This window comes from Mycobacterium sp. IDUB_3, from assembly GCF_055419585.1.
The window spans coordinates 4,058,958-4,075,436 of sequence record NZ_JBVAXZ010000001.1 but is presented as its reverse complement, the minus strand read 5'-3'; the positions used below and the strand labels follow the sequence as shown (position 1 = coordinate 4,075,436).

18 protein-coding genes are annotated in these 16,479 nt (G+C 68.6%); 4 read left to right on the top strand and 14 right to left on the bottom strand.

All coding sequences use genetic code 11. From position 1 onward, the window contains the following. Nucleotides 1-8: 8 nt before the first annotated feature. The 5 genes from rplW to ACZYVJ_RS18925 form a co-directional block, all read right to left on the bottom strand. Nucleotides 9-311 carry a 50S ribosomal protein L23 gene (gene rplW / locus ACZYVJ_RS18945; protein WP_007773589.1) on the bottom strand — a complete coding sequence of 101 codons (303 nt, stop codon included), beginning with the start codon at nucleotides 309-311 and terminating at the stop codon, nucleotides 9-11. After that, a complete protein-coding gene (gene rplD, locus ACZYVJ_RS18940) occupies nucleotides 312-992 on the bottom strand; it encodes a 50S ribosomal protein L4 (RefSeq protein ID WP_463832423.1) in 681 nt (226 codons plus the stop codon). Further along, on the bottom strand, nucleotides 992-1,645 hold the full coding sequence (gene rplC, locus ACZYVJ_RS18935; protein ID WP_463832422.1) for a 50S ribosomal protein L3: 654 nt from the start codon (nucleotides 1,643-1,645) through the stop codon (nucleotides 992-994). The genes rplD and rplC overlap by 1 nt, the downstream gene beginning before the upstream one ends. Before the next feature lie 13 nt (nucleotides 1,646-1,658). Further along, nucleotides 1,659-1,964, bottom strand: coding sequence for a 30S ribosomal protein S10 (gene rpsJ / locus ACZYVJ_RS18930; RefSeq protein WP_003873519.1), 306 nt, complete (start codon nucleotides 1,962-1,964; stop codon nucleotides 1,659-1,661). Nucleotides 1,965-2,392: 428 nt separating this feature from the next. Next, entirely contained in the window at nucleotides 2,393-2,992 is a 600-nt protein-coding gene (locus ACZYVJ_RS18925; RefSeq protein WP_463833061.1) for a TetR/AcrR family transcriptional regulator, read from the bottom strand. Between the two features lie 145 nt (nucleotides 2,993-3,137). Between ACZYVJ_RS18925 and ACZYVJ_RS18920 the strand changes: the two genes are divergently transcribed. Continuing rightward, entirely contained in the window at nucleotides 3,138-4,727 is a 1,590-nt protein-coding gene (locus tag ACZYVJ_RS18920) for an MFS transporter (RefSeq protein ID WP_463832421.1), read from the top strand. On the opposite strand, the gene mftG is transcribed toward ACZYVJ_RS18920, so the two are convergent. From mftG to mftA, 7 genes are all read right to left on the bottom strand, one after another. Then, a complete protein-coding gene (gene mftG / locus ACZYVJ_RS18915; protein WP_463832420.1) occupies nucleotides 4,721-6,160 on the bottom strand; it encodes a mycofactocin dehydrogenase MftG in 1,440 nt (479 codons plus the stop codon). The two genes, ACZYVJ_RS18920 and mftG, sit on opposite strands and share 7 nt — an antisense overlap. 8 nt (nucleotides 6,161-6,168) lie before the next feature. After that, a complete protein-coding gene (gene mftF, locus ACZYVJ_RS18910) occupies nucleotides 6,169-7,581 on the bottom strand; it encodes a mycofactocin biosynthesis glycosyltransferase MftF (protein WP_463832419.1) in 1,413 nt (470 codons plus the stop codon). Further along, a complete protein-coding gene (mftE, locus tag ACZYVJ_RS18905; protein ID WP_463832418.1) occupies nucleotides 7,578-8,309 on the bottom strand; it encodes a mycofactocin biosynthesis peptidyl-dipeptidase MftE in 732 nt (243 codons plus the stop codon). Before mftE ends, mftF begins: the two co-directional genes overlap by 4 nt. A 163-nt stretch (nucleotides 8,310-8,472) precedes the next feature. Beyond that, nucleotides 8,473-9,660, bottom strand: coding sequence for a pre-mycofactocin synthase MftD (gene mftD / locus ACZYVJ_RS18900; protein WP_463832417.1), 1,188 nt, complete (start codon nucleotides 9,658-9,660; stop codon nucleotides 8,473-8,475). Nucleotides 9,661-9,662: 2 nt separating this feature from the next. Beyond that, nucleotides 9,663-10,880: a mycofactocin radical SAM maturase gene (gene mftC / locus ACZYVJ_RS18895; protein ID WP_463832416.1), complete on the bottom strand. Its 1,218-nt coding sequence runs from the start codon at nucleotides 10,878-10,880 to the stop codon at nucleotides 9,663-9,665. Continuing rightward, nucleotides 10,877-11,203, bottom strand: coding sequence for a mycofactocin biosynthesis chaperone MftB (gene mftB / locus ACZYVJ_RS18890; protein ID WP_463832415.1), 327 nt, complete (start codon nucleotides 11,201-11,203; stop codon nucleotides 10,877-10,879). Before mftB ends, mftC begins: the two co-directional genes overlap by 4 nt. Then, on the bottom strand, nucleotides 11,188-11,277 hold the full coding sequence (mftA, locus tag ACZYVJ_RS18885) for a mycofactocin precursor MftA (RefSeq protein WP_463832414.1): 90 nt from the start codon (nucleotides 11,275-11,277) through the stop codon (nucleotides 11,188-11,190). Before mftA ends, mftB begins: the two co-directional genes overlap by 16 nt. A gap of 99 nt (nucleotides 11,278-11,376) precedes the next feature. Between mftA and mftR the strand changes: the two genes are divergently transcribed. Further along, complete coding sequence (gene mftR, locus ACZYVJ_RS18880; RefSeq protein ID WP_463832413.1) at nucleotides 11,377-11,973, top strand: mycofactocin system transcriptional regulator; 597 nt, start codon at nucleotides 11,377-11,379, stop codon at nucleotides 11,971-11,973. After that, nucleotides 11,970-13,016 (top strand): DUF2332 domain-containing protein, encoded by a 1,047-nt coding sequence (locus tag ACZYVJ_RS18875; protein ID WP_463832412.1) that lies wholly within the window; start codon nucleotides 11,970-11,972, stop codon nucleotides 13,014-13,016. Before mftR ends, ACZYVJ_RS18875 begins: the two co-directional genes overlap by 4 nt. Here ACZYVJ_RS18875 and ACZYVJ_RS18870 read toward each other — a convergent pair whose 3' ends face one another. Next, nucleotides 13,017-13,877 carry an aldo/keto reductase gene (locus ACZYVJ_RS18870; protein WP_463832411.1) on the bottom strand — a complete coding sequence of 287 codons (861 nt, stop codon included), beginning with the start codon at nucleotides 13,875-13,877 and terminating at the stop codon, nucleotides 13,017-13,019. It abuts the gene before it with no gap. Nucleotides 13,878-14,433: 556 nt separating this feature from the next. Between ACZYVJ_RS18870 and ACZYVJ_RS18865 the strand changes: the two genes are divergently transcribed. Then, a complete protein-coding gene (locus ACZYVJ_RS18865; RefSeq protein ID WP_463832410.1) occupies nucleotides 14,434-15,261 on the top strand; it encodes an inositol monophosphatase family protein in 828 nt (275 codons plus the stop codon). 21 nt (nucleotides 15,262-15,282) lie between these two features. Here the strand turns inward: ACZYVJ_RS18865 and ACZYVJ_RS18860 are convergent, their stop codons facing one another. After that, on the bottom strand, nucleotides 15,283-16,470 hold the full coding sequence (locus ACZYVJ_RS18860) for an NAD(P)/FAD-dependent oxidoreductase (protein ID WP_463832409.1): 1,188 nt from the start codon (nucleotides 16,468-16,470) through the stop codon (nucleotides 15,283-15,285). Nucleotides 16,471-16,479: the final 9 nt, after the last annotated feature.

Sequence of the window (16,479 nt, the reverse complement as noted above, 5' to 3'; positions counted from 1 at the left end):
CGCGGCGGCTACGCCGGTGCCCCGAACAGATCGATCGGCTTGCTACCCGGCGCCAGCGTGACGATGGCCCGCTTGGTGCTCTTGCGCTTGCCGAATCCGGTCCTGGTGCGCTTCCGCTTACCTTGCCGGTTCGCGGTGTTCACCGATGCGACCTTGACGGAGAAGATCTTCTCGATAGCGATCTTGATCTGCGTCTTGTTCGAATCGGGGTGCACCACAAACGTGTACACGTTGTCGTCGAGCAGCGAATAGGACTTCTCCGAGATGACCGGGCCGAGAATGATGTCGCGGGGGTCAGTGATGGTCGCCATCTACGCCGTTACCTCCACATCCTTGTCGGCGGCACCGCCGGTGGCCCCGGCGATGTAGGCGTTGAGCGCCTCAACGCTGAACACCACGTCGTCGGAGCGCAGCACGTCATAGGTGTTGAGCTGGTCGGGGGTCAGGATGTGCACACCGGGTAGGTTGCGCACGCTCTTGGCGCCGGCCTCGTCGCTGCGACCGATCACGACCAGCAGCCGCCTGCGGTCGGTCAGCGTGCCCAGGAACGCCGCGGCGCTCTTTGTCGAAGGGGTTTGGCCGGCGACGATTTCGGTGATCGCGTGGATGCGGCCGTTGCGCGCCCGGTCGGACAGTGCGCCGCGCAACGCCGCGGCGATCATCTTCTTGGGGGTGCGCTGGCTGTAGTCGCGGGGCTTGGGGCCGTGCACGACGCCACCGCCGGTGAACTGCGGGGCACGCGTCGAACCCTGTCGGGCCCGGCCGGTTCCCTTCTGCCGGTACGGCTTACGGCCACCGCCGCTGACGTCTCCGCGGGTCTTGGTCGAGTGCGTGCCCTGACGCGCCGCCGCCCGCTGCGCGGTGACGACCTGGTGCATCAGCGCGATATTGGCCGGGGCGTCGAACAATTCGGCCGGCAGCTCGATCGAGCCCTCGACCTTGCCGCCCGGCGTCTTGACGTCAATCTTGAGCGTCTTGGAGCCTTCTGCCATCACTTCTCACCTCGTTTGACCGCGCTGCGGACCACGACGAGTCCACCGGTGCGGCCGGGGACCGCGCCCTTGATCAGCAGCACGCCGTTCTCGGTATCGACCTTGTGCACCAACAGGTTCTGGACGGTCACGCGATCGCTACCCATCCGGCCCGACATCCGGGTGCCTTTGAACACCCGGGCGGGGGTGGCGCAGCCACCGATCGAACCCGGGCGACGGTGCACCGCCTGGGCACCGTGGCTGGCGCCCTGACCACTGAAGCCGTGGCGCTTCATGGTGCCGGCGAAGCCCTTTCCCTTGGAGGTGCCGGTGACGTCGACGTAGGCGCCGTCGGCGAAGATCTCCGCCGTCAGCTCCTGGCCGACCTCGTATTCGGCGGCCGCCTCGGGATTCTCCAGCCGCAGCTCGGCCAGGAACCGGCGCGGGTTCACGCCCGCGGCGGCGTACTGACCGGTCACCGGCTTGTTGACCTTGCGGGGACTGATCTCGCCGTAGGCCAGCTGCACGGCGCTGTAGCCGTCCTGCTCGGGGGTACGGATCCGGGTCACCACGTTCGGGCCGGCCTTGACGACCGTCACCGGCACAATCCTGTTGTTCTCGTCGAACACCTGCGTCATGCCCAGCTTGGTACCCAGAATGCCTTTTCTTGCCATGAGTCTGGATCTCCTACTGGATGTTGACGTCGACACTGGCCGGAAGGTCGATGCGCATCAGCGCGTCGACGGTCTTCGGCGTCGGGTCGAGGATGTCGATCAGCCGCTTGTGCGTGCGCATCTCGAAGTGCTCCCGCGAGTCCTTGTACTTGTGCGGTGAGCGGATGACGCAATACACGTTCTTCTCAGTCGGCAGCGGCACCGGACCTACAACGCTGGCACCCGTGCGGACGACGGTCTCGACGATCTTGCGCGCCGACGCGTCAATAGCCTCATGGTCGTAGGCCTTAAGCCTGATGCGGATCTTCTGTCCCGCCACGCTTCTCCTACCCTCACTCCTGTTGGGGCCCGGTATTCGGGCTCACATAGTCCTCAGTGCCACCGGCGCGCCGATCGGGCCGGCCAACTCTGGGCCGATCGAGCGTTGCGCCGGATATTGCGCCGCTGTTTACCTGTCGTGGTCCACCGGCCCCCGCGGTCGGGTGTGTCACCCTCACGCAGCCTCATCCGCGATCGAAATTCGTCGCTCTCAAAGGATGGGACCGGACGCGCCCGTTTGGACGCTGGTCGTATGCCCGACCAGGCGCAAACCCGGCTCAAGGCAACCTGAACAGTATGCCTCAGATCCTGGCCCGAACAAAATTCGGCCGCAATCTCGGGCCGAATCCGCCACACCCGACTCGAGGACGGTGGCATCGGGGCGCAAAAGCGCAGGTCAGCGAACTCAGGATCGGGAACGCCGGGCCGTCAGGCGCCCGCCGATTCGATGTTCGTCGCGGCGGCCCTGCCGCATTGCACATGTAAGAATCCGTCGACGGCCGCCAGCGCGCACTGGTGATAGTCGAAATCGGGCAGCGTGGACAGGCGGCCCAGCACCAGCGGTCCGATGAGCAGGGCGATCGCCCGCGACCGATCCACCTCCCCCAACAAGGCGGCCTCCGGGCTGTCGAAGATGGCGTCGAAGGGCTCGGCGTACTGCTGGGCGATGCGCTCGCGCAGGGTGGTGATCGCCGCGCTGTCGGCGTTGTGGCTGTGCCGCGGCTCAGGCAGGCCCTCCAGGTCGCGGCCCAGCGCAAGCCAGGACATGGCGGTCATCATGGTGGGCGCCTGGGCGACGGATTCGGCCTGGGCCAGCACCACCGCGACCAGCCGGTCGCGCAGCGAACCCTCCGCGGGCGGGGTGGGCGACGGCGGAATCAGGCTGTTGAAAGCCGCTGCCAATAGGTCGTTTCCGCTCGGGAAGTGGCGATACAGGGTCGCCCGGGCCACGTTGGCGGTGCGGGTGACCGCGTCGACCGTCACCGCGCTGGGACCCCCGGCACGCAACAGCGTGACGGCGGCATCCAGCAGCCTGGCCCGCGACCTCGCCGGCCGCGGGTCGGACGTCCCGGTGGCGATTGTCACCCACCTCCCTGTTTGAGAACGAGACTATCGGTCTACCTACAAGACTATTGGTCTCGAAACTTCACACGCTGCCAAGGAGGCGCACCGCATGGTCGAAACCCTCGTCCGGTCTGACCAGCGTACTGACGGGATCGGCATCGGCGATAGCTTCCGGGCCCGAAACTGGACGCTGGCCGTCGCCTGCATGGCCGTGGCCCTGGTGGTGGCGTCGATGACGGCCCTGAACACCGCGCTCGGCGACCTCGCGGTGGCCACCTCGGCCACCGCGTCGCAGCTGAACTGGGTCGTCGACGGCTACACCGTGGCCCTTGCCTGCCTGCTGCTGCCGGCCGGCGCGATCGGTGACCGCTACGGCCGGCGCGGTGCGCTGCTGACCGGACTGCTGGTGTTCGCGCTCGGGTCGGTGGCCCCGGCGCTGCTGCACAACCCGGACCAGATCATCGCGGGCCGGGCGGTGGCCGGGATCGGCGCCGCCTTCGTGATGCCCGCCACGCTGTCGCTGCTGACGGTGGCCTATCCAAAAGAGGACCGCACCAAGGCCGTTGGCATCTGGGCCGGGACGGCCGGCTCCGGCGGCGTCCTAGGCATTCTGGGTTCCGGCCTGCTGCTTCGCTTTTGGGACTGGCACGCCATCTTCTGGTCGTTGGGCATCGCCGGGCTGGTGATCTTCGCACTGGCCTGCACCGTCGCGTCGTCGCGCGACGCGGGCGCCCCCCGGGTCGATGCGCTGGGCGCGGTCCTGATCGGCGCGGCGGTCGCCATCGCGGTGGCCGCAATCCTGGAAGCGCCCGGGCGCGGCTGGAGCGACCCGGTGGTGTGGGGCGGGCTCGTCGTCGGCGCGGTGATCGCGGCTGCGTTCGGTGCCCTCGAGTTGCGCCTGGCCCTGCGCGGCAGGCAACCACTGCTGGACGTCCGGCTGTTCGCCGACCCCAATTTCGCCACCGGGGTGACCGCCATCGTCATCCTGTTCGGCGCCACCTTCGGCTTCTTCTACATCGGCATGCAGTACGTGCAGCAGATCATGGGCTACTCCGCGCTGGCGACGGCGATCGCCTTCGGGCCGTTCATGGTGCCGCTGGGCATCTTCTCGGCCCTGTCGTTCTGGTACGTGCCCAAGCTGGGGCTGCGGCTGGTGTTGTTCGTCGGCACACTGCTGATGGCGCTCGGATTCGGGTGCATGTACGGGCTGGATCTGCACCCGACGTACTTCGACTTCGCCTGGCCCACTTTGATTCTCGCCACCGGAATCGGAATCTGCACGGCGCCGACGACTTCGGCGATCATGGGCGCGGTTCCCGACGAGAAGCAGGGGGTGGCCTCCGCCGTGAACGACACGTCGCGCGAGATGGGCGGCGCGCTGGGCATCGCGGTGGCCGGTTCCATCCTGGCCGGCCGCTACTCGCACGAGCTTGCGCCCAGGCTGGCGGAATTTCCCGCGCCGGTCCGCGGTCAGGCGACCGATTCGCTGGCCAAGGCCGTCGAGATCGCCGACCGGCTCGGGCCCCAGGGCCGACAGCTGGCCGACATCAGCAAGTCCGCGTTCCTGGCGGCCCTGCACGCCTCGACCATCACGATGGCCGCGATAGTCGCCGTCGCCGCCGTGGCGATCGGGGTGTGGGCGCCCGGCCGCGACGGCCGCCAGCTACGCCCGGTGCGCCGAATGCTGTCGCTTCACTGAACGAACTCCGCGGCGCGGTGGCCCATCATCACGATCGTGGCGTGCGGGCCGCGGCTGGTGATCGCGGGCAGGATCGAGCCGTCGATCACCCACAGGTTGTCGACGCCGAGCACCCGGCACCGGGGGTCGACGACGGCGTGCGGGTCGCCGTCGGTGCCCATTGGTGCGGTGCCGCACAGATGCTGCGAGGTCGACCAGACGGCCGCGGCGGCATCGATTGTGCCGCCGACCAATTCGCGGGCCAGCTCGCTGCCCCGGCGCAGCGCCGCGACATCGTCGGGCTCGCTGTCGTAGCGGTGCTCGATTCGCGGCGCCACGTCGGGGTCGGCCGAGACCAGCGTGATGCGCCCCCGGGATTGCGGCTGCATCAGCGCCACCCCGATGTGTGGCCAGTCGGCGTGCCCGGCGGTGCCGTCGCCGGTCATCGCCACGAATCCGCCCGTGTAGGGCCTGATCTCGAGGTCGTCGGCCGTGCTGAGCACCACTTCGAGCACCGGCCGTCCGGGCGCCACCGTCCAATCGGTGGGCAGCACCCACTCGGCATGATCGCTGAACGACATGCCGACAGGCAGCGGCGCGAACACCGGCACGCCGGCGCCACGCAACATTTTTTCGTCTCCGAAACCCGAAAGCATCAGCAGCCGCGCCGTCTCAATCGCGCCGGCGCACAATACAACTCGGTCGGCGGTCAGGGTCATTCGGCCGTGCGGGCCGACCGCGTCGACGCCCACCGCGACGGCACCGGCGAAACGCAGCCGGGCCACCCGGGTCCGCGCGTGCAGGTTCAGGTTCGGCCGGGCCAGCGCTGGAATCAGGTAACCCGCGCCGGAGCCCCGCCGCACGCCGTCGACGATGTTGAGCGGGACGGCCCCGATTCCCGAAACCTGATCGGGCGCCGCATCATTGAGGTCGGCGATCCAGCCGAATCCGGCGCGCTCGGCGGCGGCGATGAATCGCTCGGTGGTCCCGGTCATCTCGTGTGTGCGGCGCACCCGGATGGGGCCGCTGTCGCCGTGTGCGGGACCGTCGAAGTCCAGGTCGGTCTCGATGGCACGGAAGCTGTCCAGCACGTCGGCCCAGCTCCAGCCCGGGATGGCGATGCGATCGAAGTCGCGCGGCAACCCGCGGCAGAAGTAGCCGCCGTTGATCGCACCCGATCCGCCCACCGTCGCCCCGCGCACGAGGGGATGCTGGCGGGCGGGTTCGTCGGTGAGGCGGGTTTGATAGCGCTGCACCAGCGGACTGCCGACGCCTATCGGCAACTGCAACCCGTTGGCGGTCTGGGCGAGCAGTCCTGGGTCGTCGAGCGCCGGCCCCGCCTCGAGGACGGTCACCGCGCACTGCGGATCGGCGGAAAGACGTTCCGCAACAACCGATCCTGCACTGCCGGCGCCGACGATCAGCACATCGCTGTGCGAGGCGGCTGTGGTCAAGGTGGTGGTTAACTCCGGATCTGGGGTTTCAGGGCGCGCACGTTGCGTTCCCGTACCACACCCCACCACAACCCCAGCCCGTACGCCAGGTCGTCGACGCGCTTGAGCACCAGGTAGGTCGGCAGTCCGATCGGTTCGACATCGTCACCGATCGCGTCGCGGCGGCGAACCCAGTCGACCACCCCGTCCATCACGGCCGCGACCAGGACCACCCGGCGGAAATGGCGCGACATGGTCGCGGCCACCAGCGCCAGCGGCCAGTAGTGCCGGCACAGCGCGGACGCCAGTTGCAGCGCCGCCGACCACAGTCCGCGGCCCGCGATCATCGCGACATCGGTCATCGACGTCTCGGCGCTGCGCATCGCCCGGGCGATCCGGCGACCGGTCAGCACGGCCAGGACGATGGACGCCAGCCGCGACAGGGTGGAGCCGAACGCCATCAGGATCCAGGTCATCAGCGCCCAGCCGGAAATCACCACCGGCGCCGTCTTGTCCGGGTGGCGCACCGACAGCGGAGCAGCCGAACCACCGTAAAACGCTTTGCGCGCAAGCCAACCCCGCAATTCGGTGCGGTGGTCGTGGGCGACCAGCGCGATCGGCTCGTAGCGCAGCCGGGTGCCCAACTCGATCAGCCGCCAGCACAGGTCGACGTCCTCGCCGGACTGCAGGGTCTCGTCGAACCCGCCGACCTCCCGGATCGCCGAGCACCGGCAGATGATCGCCGCGCTGGGCACGTAGGACACCGTGCTGTGCGGCAGCACCGGCGCCTCGCGCTCGCCGAGGTCGAGCGAGGAGTGCACCGCCTCGTAGCGCGCCACCACGTTCTCGCTGTGCGACAGGCCGACGATGCGGGGCGCGACCAGGCCGACCGTGGGATCGCAGAAGTGACCGAGCAGCGCCTCCAGCCAGCCCCGCCGCGGTGCGACGTCGGAGTCCAGGAAGGCGACGAAGTCCGTCCGGCAGACCCGCAGGCCGGTGTTGCGGGCTGCCGCCGGGCCCTTGCTGCGGTGGTGGCGCAGCACCTCGATGTCGCAGTGCGCGCCGACGAAGTCTTCCGGCTCGATCGGGGGGAACGAGCCGTCGTCCACCACGATTACCCGCAGGCCGCGCAGGGAGCTCACCAAGCGCCGCACCCCAGAAAGGTTGTTCCGCACTGGAATTACCACCGTCACGTCATGGTGCGACGGGCCGCCCGCGGGCCGGGGGTGGGCCACCGTGGCGTCCAGCAGGGTGCGGGCGAGTTGGGCGGACAGGTCGTCTCGCACCTTCAGCCGGCCATCCGCGAGCATGTCCTGCGCGGCGGGCGCCAACTTCAGCAGCCGGGTCGGCGAACCGCCCAGCAGTGCCGAGCCGTCGCCGAGCACCCGCACGCGGCGGTCGACCTGGACGGCGAACCCGTTCGGCAGCCGGGGCGCGTTCATGTCAGCATCCCGTCGGGCCCGGGCCGCCACCGGGAGACCCGGCGAACACAGCCGTCGACCATCTCGGTGAAGATCCGCTCGCCCTCAACGGCGGTGGCGGTGGTCGGGTCGCCCAGCACCCCGACCGGGCTGACCGCCGCGACTCCCCCGCGCCGCATCGACCCGAGCAACTCGGGCAGGGGCGCGGTGTTGCCGGCCACCGACTGCTCGGCGCGGACCACGGCCGGCGAGATGTGCAGCAACACCGACGTTTCGGTATGGCCGGCGTGGGCGTCACCGCCGGCGGTCAGGCAGGGGCACCAGCCGACCTCGCGGCCCTCGGTGCGCAACAGGGCCACCGCGCTGCTCAGCGCCTCGACGTTGCCGCCGTGACCGTTGACGAAGACGAGGCGCCGGGCCCAGCCGGCCGCTGACCTGCCGTACTCGACCAGCAGCAGCGTCAGCGCCTCGGTGCCCAGCGAGATCGTCCCGGCGAAACTCTGGTGCTCGCCGCTGGCGCCGTAGGCGACGGCCGGCGCCACCAGCCACTCGTGCCCGAGGCGGGGTTGGGCGCCGTCGGCGACCGCCGCCGCGATCCGCGTGTCGGTGTCCAGCGGCAGGTGCGGGCCGTGTTGTTCGGTCGACCCCAGCGGAACCAATACCGACGCCGGCGTGCTTGATAGCTGGCTCGACGTCGCGGTTCCCAATTCGCCGAGTACGGACACTCGGTGATGGTAGGACGAATTCACCTGGCGTGCACCAATTGTTGAAGAGCGAAAAAAACTTTTTTTCCGGGTCGTTCACTGGGCGTTCGAATTGTGGGCTCGTCCGTCACGGTTACCCCGCCCGTATCACGATTTGCGCAAACGTCACTTAATCCGGATAGGTCTGCCCTGAATACTCGGGCTTTTGCTACGCACCACCCGAGGGCACGCCCAATGCCCGGGTGAATCCGGGCGGCACCAGAATGTGGTCCGGTCCGAGGTCGTGAACCGATGAGAGCCCGAGACCCATCAGCGCCGAGTCGATGCCGCCGCGCAGAATGTCGAGCACGTTCTCCACACCCGGTTGACCGGCCGCGGCCAGCCCCCACAGGTAGGCCCGGCCGATCATCACCGCGCGCGCTCCCAGCGCCACGGCCTTGACGACGTCGCTTCCGCGCCGCACCCCGCCGTCGAGGAGCACCTCGATCTGATCGCCGACGGCCGCGGCTACCGCGGGCAGCGCGCGGATCGAGGCCGGCGTGCCGTCCAGGTTGTTACCGCCGTGGTTCGACACCGAAATGGCCGAAACCCCCGCGTCCACCGCCCTTTTGGCGTCGTCGACGCGCATCACGCCCTTGAGCATGAACGGCCCGCCCCACAGTTCGCGGAGCCAGGCGATGTCCTCCCAGGTCGGCGGCGGCGTGCCCATCCACTCCCCGTACGCCTGGAAGAAGGGCGGCCCGGGCTCGCCGCGGCGGCCCTGGTTGGGCACGCGCAGCTCCGGCGGCCGCATGGTCTTCGCCCACTGCAGGAACCACCGCGGCTTGGTGATGACCTCCGGGCTCATCTTGACGATGGTCTTGAGGTCCATCTTCTCCGGGATCGACGGGCTGCCCCAGTCCCGGCCGTGCGAGAAGCTCCAGTCGGTGGTGACGATCAGCCCGACCGCCCCGGCCGCGCGGGCGCGCTCGACCCGGGCCGCGATCGCGTCGCGGTCACCCAGCCAGTACACCTGGAAGAACACCTTGGGGTTGGCCGCGACGACCTCTTCGATCGGCTTGCTGGCGAACGAGGACAGCCCCATGGCGGTGCCACGGGCGGCGGCTGCCCGCGCCACCGCGACCTCACCCTCGGGGTGCACCGCCTGCACGCCCGTCGGCGAGATCAGCACCGGCAGCGAAATCTCTTGTCCCATAACGTTGGTCGACAACTCGCGCTTTTCCTGCGCACCGATGACGTGCGGCGCGAATCCTAGCTCGCTGAACGCTGTCACGTTGTCGGAGACCGTAACTCCCTTTTCGCTGGCCGAAATCAGCGACGAGTAGGCCGATTTCGGCAGCCTGCGTTTGGCGCGTTGCTGCGCGATGGCGACGGTCTCAAACCATGCGTCGGCCATTGTCACACCGGGCTTTCGTTACACATGCGGGCCGGCGGCGTCTCCGGCGTGATCGCCGGCGGTCGCAGCGACAGCGTCAGCGGCACCGGCTGGCGGATGCGCTTGCCGCGGGAGTGATCGGCCCGGGGGCGCGGCGTCTCGCGGTCGTGCGCCAGCGCCATCGCACTGTGGCCCTGCACGCATTCGGGATCCGGCCCGTCGAGCGGCAGGCCGGTGAAGAATTTGGCGGCCATGCATCCGCCCCGGCAGCTGTCGTAGTGACCGCAGCTGCCGCACGCGCCCGCGGACTGCGGCTCGCGCAGCTCGCGGAACAGCGGGGCGTTCTTCCAGACGTTGGCGAAGCCGGCTCCAAAACCGGTGTCCGTCAACACGTTTCCGGCCAGGAAGCGGTCGTGGATGGCGAATGGGCAGGCGTACACGTCGCCGACCGGGTCGATCAGGCACACGACGCGGCCCGCGCCGCACATGTTCAGACCGGCCAGGGCGCCGGATTGGCCGAGCGGGGCGAGGTGGAAGAAGGAATCGCCGGTGAGCACCCGTTCACCCTTGGCGACCAGCCATTCATACAGCTGGACCTGCTGGTCGGCGGTGGGGTGCAGCTCTTCCCAGACATCGGCGCCGCGCCCGGACGGGCGGAGCCGGGTGATCCGCAGCGTGGCGCCGTAACGGCTTGCCAGCGCCGCGAATTCGTCGAGCTGGTCGACGTTGTGCCGGGTGACGACCACGGAGATCTTTGCGTCTTTGAAGCCGGCCGCCGCCAGATTCTGAAGCGCGCGCACCGCCATGTCGAACGAGCCGGGTCCGCGGACCGCGTCGTTGACCTCCGCGGTCGCGCCGTCCAGCGAGATCTGGACGTCGACGTAGTCGCTGGCCGCCAGCCGCGCGGCGACCTCGGGCGTGATCCGGACACCGTTGGTGGAGAACTTCACGCCGACGTGGTGCTCGGTCGCGTAGTCGACCAGTTCCCAAAAGTCCGGGCGCACAGTGGGTTCCCCGCCACCGATGTTGACGTAGAACACCTGCATGCGTTCCAGCTCATCGATGATGTCCATGCATTGACGGGTGGACAGCTCGCGCGGGTCCGGCTTGCCCGACGACGACAGGCAGTGCACGCAGGCCAGGTTGCATGCGTACGTCAGCTCCCAGGTGAGGCAGATGGGCGCGTCGAGGCCGTGCTCGAACTGCTCGATCAGCCGGGGGACGGGGGCCGCTGTTGTCATTGATGGTCCTTCCGGGGCACCAGCATGTTGGACTCGACGAGTACACCCAGCGCATGCAGATACGGCGCCTGCGCGTTGTCGTCCACTCCCGCCGCGCGGCAGGCGGACCGGATGTCGGGATGGTCGGCGAGCGACTGCACCACGGTGAGAATGGTGCGGTTCTTCAGAAACGACAGCTTGCGGGTACCGAAGTGGTAGAGCAGCGCGCCGAACGGTTCCGGCCGGACCGCCACCTGCGGGTGCAATCGCCAGCCGCGATCAGGATCGAACGAGGTCGCCGTCCGGGCCTGCGCGGACGCGGGCACGGTCAGTAGACCCCGCACATGCCGTCGATGGACACCTCTTCGACCAGGGTCTCGGCGACGAGTTGGGTGTCAGTTTCGGTCTCGTGGTCCACGGGGTCTTGCCTTTCGTCCGGTCTTGACAACGATGGGGTCTGAGTCACACTCGCCGCCAGAATATGGCATCGAGTGCCGAAATGGAAGGGCGGGGTCCGATGATGCCGCAGCCGCGGGTGGGCAGGCGCCGTTCGACCACTCCGCACCACATCACCGACGTCGCCAACGACATGTTCACTGCCCGCGGTTTCGCCGAGGTGAGCGTCGATGATGTCGCCCAGGCCGCCGGCATCTCACGCCGCACCCTGTTCCGCTATTACGCATCCAAGAACGCGATCCCCTGGGGCGACTTCGACAATCACCTTGCACACCTGCGCGATCTGCTCGACAACGTCGATCCTGGCGTGCGCCTGGGTGACGCGTTGCGCGCTGCGCTGTTGGCGTTCAACACCTTTGACGAATCCGAGACGGCCCGCCACCGCCAGCGCATGAGGGTGATCCTGCAAACCGCTGAGCTGCAAGCGTATTCGATGACGATGTATGCCGGCTGGCGTGAGGTGATCGCGGGGTTCGTGGCGCGTCGTCTTGACTGCAAGACCACGGACCTGCTGCCCCAGACCGTCGCCTGGACGATGCTCGGGGTGGCGTTGTCGGCCTACGAGCACTGGCTGAGCGATGAATCCGTCCCGCTGCCGGTCGCCCTGGGCAACGCCTTCGACGTGGTCGGCGCCGGGTTGGACGGGCTGGACGGGTGACGGCCGAGCACCTGGTGCACACCCTGCGGTCACAGGGCAGGTTCTGCGCCTCGTCGGGCTCGCCGATGTATGGCGATCTGTCCGAACTGGTCGCCGGCGACGTCGAAGCCGGTGGCGTCTTCGCGACCGTCTTGTCCGGGCGCGAGGACGCCCCGTCCCGCGACGCGGTGCCGCTGCGGCTGCTCGGCGGGCTGCACCGGCTGGTGCTCGACGGCCGGGCGGCGCGGCTGCGACGTTTCTACCCCAGCACCGGGGGCGGATGGGACGCCAGAGCCGCCTGGCCGGAGATCCTGGACACCGCGGCCGGTCACCTCGACGCGCTGCGCGCGGCGCTGAGCCGGCCGCCGCAGACCAACGAGGTGGGCCGATCGGCGGCCCTGATCGGCGGACTACTGCACATCAACCACGAATTCGGGTTGCCCATACGGCTTTTCGAGATCGGCTCCAGCGCGGGGCTGAACCTGCGCGCGGACCACTACTGCTACGGCTTCGCCGGTGGCCGGTGGGGGCCGGACGACTCACCGGTCACCATCGACGACGCGTGGCGCGGCGCGCTCCCACCCCGGCGCGATGTGCGGATCGTCGCACGGCACGGCTACGACATCGCGCCCATCGACGTCGGCGCCCCCGACGGGGAACTGACCGTGCTGAGCTATGTCTGGCCGGACCAGGCCGCCCGGCTGGCGCGGCTGCGCGGCGCCATCGAGGTCGCCCGCCGCGTGCCGGCGACACTCGAGCGCATGACCGCGGCCGAAGCGGTCGCCGGCCTGACGCTGGCCGACGGTGCGCTGACCGTGTTGTGGCATTCGATCACCTGGCAGTACCTGTCCACCGACGAGCGCGCCGCGGTGCGCGAGCACGTGGACGCGCTGGCGGCCCGGGCAGAGGCCCGCTCGCCGTTCGCCCACCTCACGATGGAGCCCGCGCGCGACGGCCCGGGCGCACCGATCAGGTTCGTGGTGCGGGCCCGCAGCTGGCCAACCGGCGACGTGCAGACGCTGGGCGAATGCCATCCGCACGGCCCGCCGGTGGACTGGCAGTGACTAGGTCCCCATGAAGGTCATCGGGTCGTGCAGCACGCGGGTGCCGTCATGCAATCCCTCGATGGCCTCCATGTGCTCGGGGTCGAGGGTGAAGTCGAACACCTCCAAGTTCTGGGCGACGCGTTCGGGTTTCGACGACCGCGAGACCACGACGTTGTCCAACTGCAGGTTCCACCGGACCAGCACCTGGGCGGGGGTGCGGCCGTACTCGGCGGCGATCGACGTCACCACCGGCTCCTCGATCAGCCGCCCGACGCCCAGCGGGCTGTAGGACTGCGTGGTCACATCGTGCTGGGCGTGCGCCTGGCGCAGCTCGGCCTGGTTCAGCCGCGGGTGCAGCTCGACCTGGTTCACGGCGGGCACCTCGTCGGTTTCCTCGATGACCGTCGCCAGCAGTTCCTCGGTGAAGTTGCAGACGCCGATCGAGCGGACATGGCCCTCTTCGCGCGCCACCTTCATGCCCTCGAAGCTCTCCACGTACTTGCCCAGCTTCGGCGCCGGCCAGTGAATCAGGTAGAGGTCGAGGTAATCCAGCCCGAGCCGGTCCAGGCTCGCCTTGCACGATTCCTGAGCCGTGTGGAAGCCCTGCTTCGAGGTGCCCAGCTTGGTGGCGACGAACAACTCCTCACGGGCAATGCCCGAGGCGGCGATAGCGCGCCCCACGGCTTCCTCGTTGCCGTACGAGGCGGCGGTGTCGATGAGGCGACAGCCGGCCTCCAGCGCCGCGAGTACCGAGCTTTCCGTCTCCTCGTCCGACAACTTGGCTACCCCCAAGCCAAGTACGGGCATCTTCGCCTCGTCATTGAGAGCGACGGTCGGAATCGCGCTGGGCGAGCTGTATATCTCATCAATCACTGTCACTTGCCAATCACCTGCCTGCTCAAGTTGGTTACTGGGTTATCTGGGAAAGGAACGATGATCAGCGGCGGCCCGCAGGCCGGGCGGTTCAGCCAACCCACTGCGTTGTGAAAAGGTCCCAACATCGCTCGCCTGCAGACAGTAGCCAAGCTCGGCAAGCGGTGCACCGAGCGCGGCGATACATGTCGGCACAGCAAAATTCGTCATCGCTCGGAGTTACGAGTTTCCAGCACAATGCGTTTGGCGTTGCTGGTGATGGCAATTTTGTGACACCGACTACAGCGCTGGACGTTGCGCACGATGACCTTTCCGGACAGATGCGTCCAGTGAGGTGTGTCACCATCGAATTGGGCTGTGGCGTATGACCAATTCGCGCCGAACCACCAGGCGGACGGGGTAACCGAGCGAAAATCTCGGTGGTCTAAGTGCTTTCGATCTCCCCGTGTTCAACGGGGCGCGCGGACGTTCAACGGGGCGCGCGCTACGCGAATTCGCCGATCCCTTATGCTCGACAAACGCCGAACGCACGCCAATACCGGAAGCGAGGCAGACCTGTCCCATGAAGACAATGCAAGAACTTTTCGAAATAGCTTGGCAGGCAACACAAATCGGTGCCACCACGCTGAAGAAGTCGCAACCGAGCTCGGTGCAGCACAAGGGTGACCGCGACACGGTCACCGATGTCGACCTCACAATCCAGCGCGACATCGCCGCCTACCTCGCCCAGACCACACCCGATATCGCGCTACTGGCCGAGGAGTCCGAGCAGCAGCCGGAGATCGAAACGTCCGAGTGGCTCTGGGTTCTCGACCCCATCGACGGGACGTCCAACTTCGTCCACGGCCTGCCGCTGTGCGCGGTATCGCTGGCCCTGCTGCACGCCGGTCGCGCCGTGGTGGCCGTCACCCACGCTCCCCTGATCGGCAAGACCTACCACGCCATCGAGGGCAAAGGCGCGTTCATGAATGGGCAGCGGATCACCGCCAGTGCCACCCAGAGCCTCAGCGAAGCCATCGTGTCCCTCGGCGACTACGCCGTCGGCCACGACGCCGGCCGGCTCAATCAGCACCGGCTGGCGCTCACCACCGAGCTGGTGCCCCGCGTCGAGCGCATCCGGATGATCGGGGCAGCGACGCTCGACCTCGCCTTCGTCGCCGAGGGCGCGCTGGACGCCTGCGTGATGATGTCCAACAAACCATGGGACACCGCCGCGGGGACGCTGATCGCCCTCGAGGCCGGAGCGCAGCTCACCGACGCGCAGGGGAACCCGCACACCCACAGCTCCGCGTCGACGATCGTCACCGCGCCGGGTATCGCCGAGCAGCTCGCCACGGTGATCCGCAACACCGAGCTCCCCAGCGAGCGGTACGCCGCCGCCGTCGGCTAGCCCGGATGCGAAAGATATTGCTCAGCCCAGCATTTCGGTGATGGGCACGGCCGCGGCGATCTTGGCGCGGGCCTTCATGACCTTGCCGGGCATCCCGCCGCCGACCACCCCGACCAGGGCGCCGTCGCGTTCGTAGTAGGCCAGGAACTTGCGGCCGTCGTCCTCGACGACGTGGACGATGTCGTCGGCCTCCGGCTCGCCCAGGCACTGGATCTTGACGTCGTACTGGTCGCTCCAGAAGTACGGGACGACGACGATCGGCGCCACGTCCTCGCCGAGCATCGCGGGCACGACGGCGCGGGCCTGATCGGCGACGTTGCTCCAATGTTCCACGCGCCCTTGATGTCCCGTCGCGTCACGCCATGAGGCGACGTCGCCGAGTGCCCACACATTCGGTGCGCTGGTGCGGCCGGCCTCGTCGCAGATGACGCCGTTGTCGACCTGGACCCCACTGCCCTCGAGCCATTCGGTCGCCGGGCGTGACCCGATGCCCACGACCACGATGTCGGCCGGCAGTTCGGTGCCGTCGCTCAGGACCACCGCCTCGACGCGTGAGTCGCCGCGCACCTCCGTCACCCCGACCCCGAGGCGAACGTCGACGCCTTCGGCACGGTGCAGCCGGGCCACCAGCTCGCCGATTTGCTCTCCGAGCACCGCGGCCAGCGGCGTCGGCTGCGGCTCAACCAGCGCCACGTCCACGCCCAGGCTGCGCAGGCTGGCCGCCACCTCGCAGCCGATGAACCCGGCGCCGATGACGACGGCGCGCTGGGCCGCGGACGCATGCTTGCGCAGCGCCATGCTTTCGTCGAAGGTCCGCAGCACGCGGATGCCCTCGAGGTCCGGGATCGCCGGGATGCGCCGGGGCACCAGGCCTGTGGCGATCACGAGTTCGTCGTAGCGCAGCGCGGTGCCGTCGTCGAGAGTCACGGTCTGCGCCGCGGTGTCCAGGCTGCTCGCGGCCGACCCCAGTCGCAGGGTGATGCCGTTCTCGTCGTACCACTCGCGCGGTTTGAGCGCGGTGTCGTCGACCTCTTTGCGCAGCACCTCTTTGGACAGCGGCGGGCGGTCGTAGGGCAGATGCACCTCGTCGCTGACGATCGTGATGGGCCCGGAATACTCCGAGCGCCGCAGCTGCTCGGCGGTGCGGGCGGCGGCCAATCCGCCGCCGACGATCACGATTCCGTTGTTCGCGCTTGCGTCACTACTCACGTGGAGTTC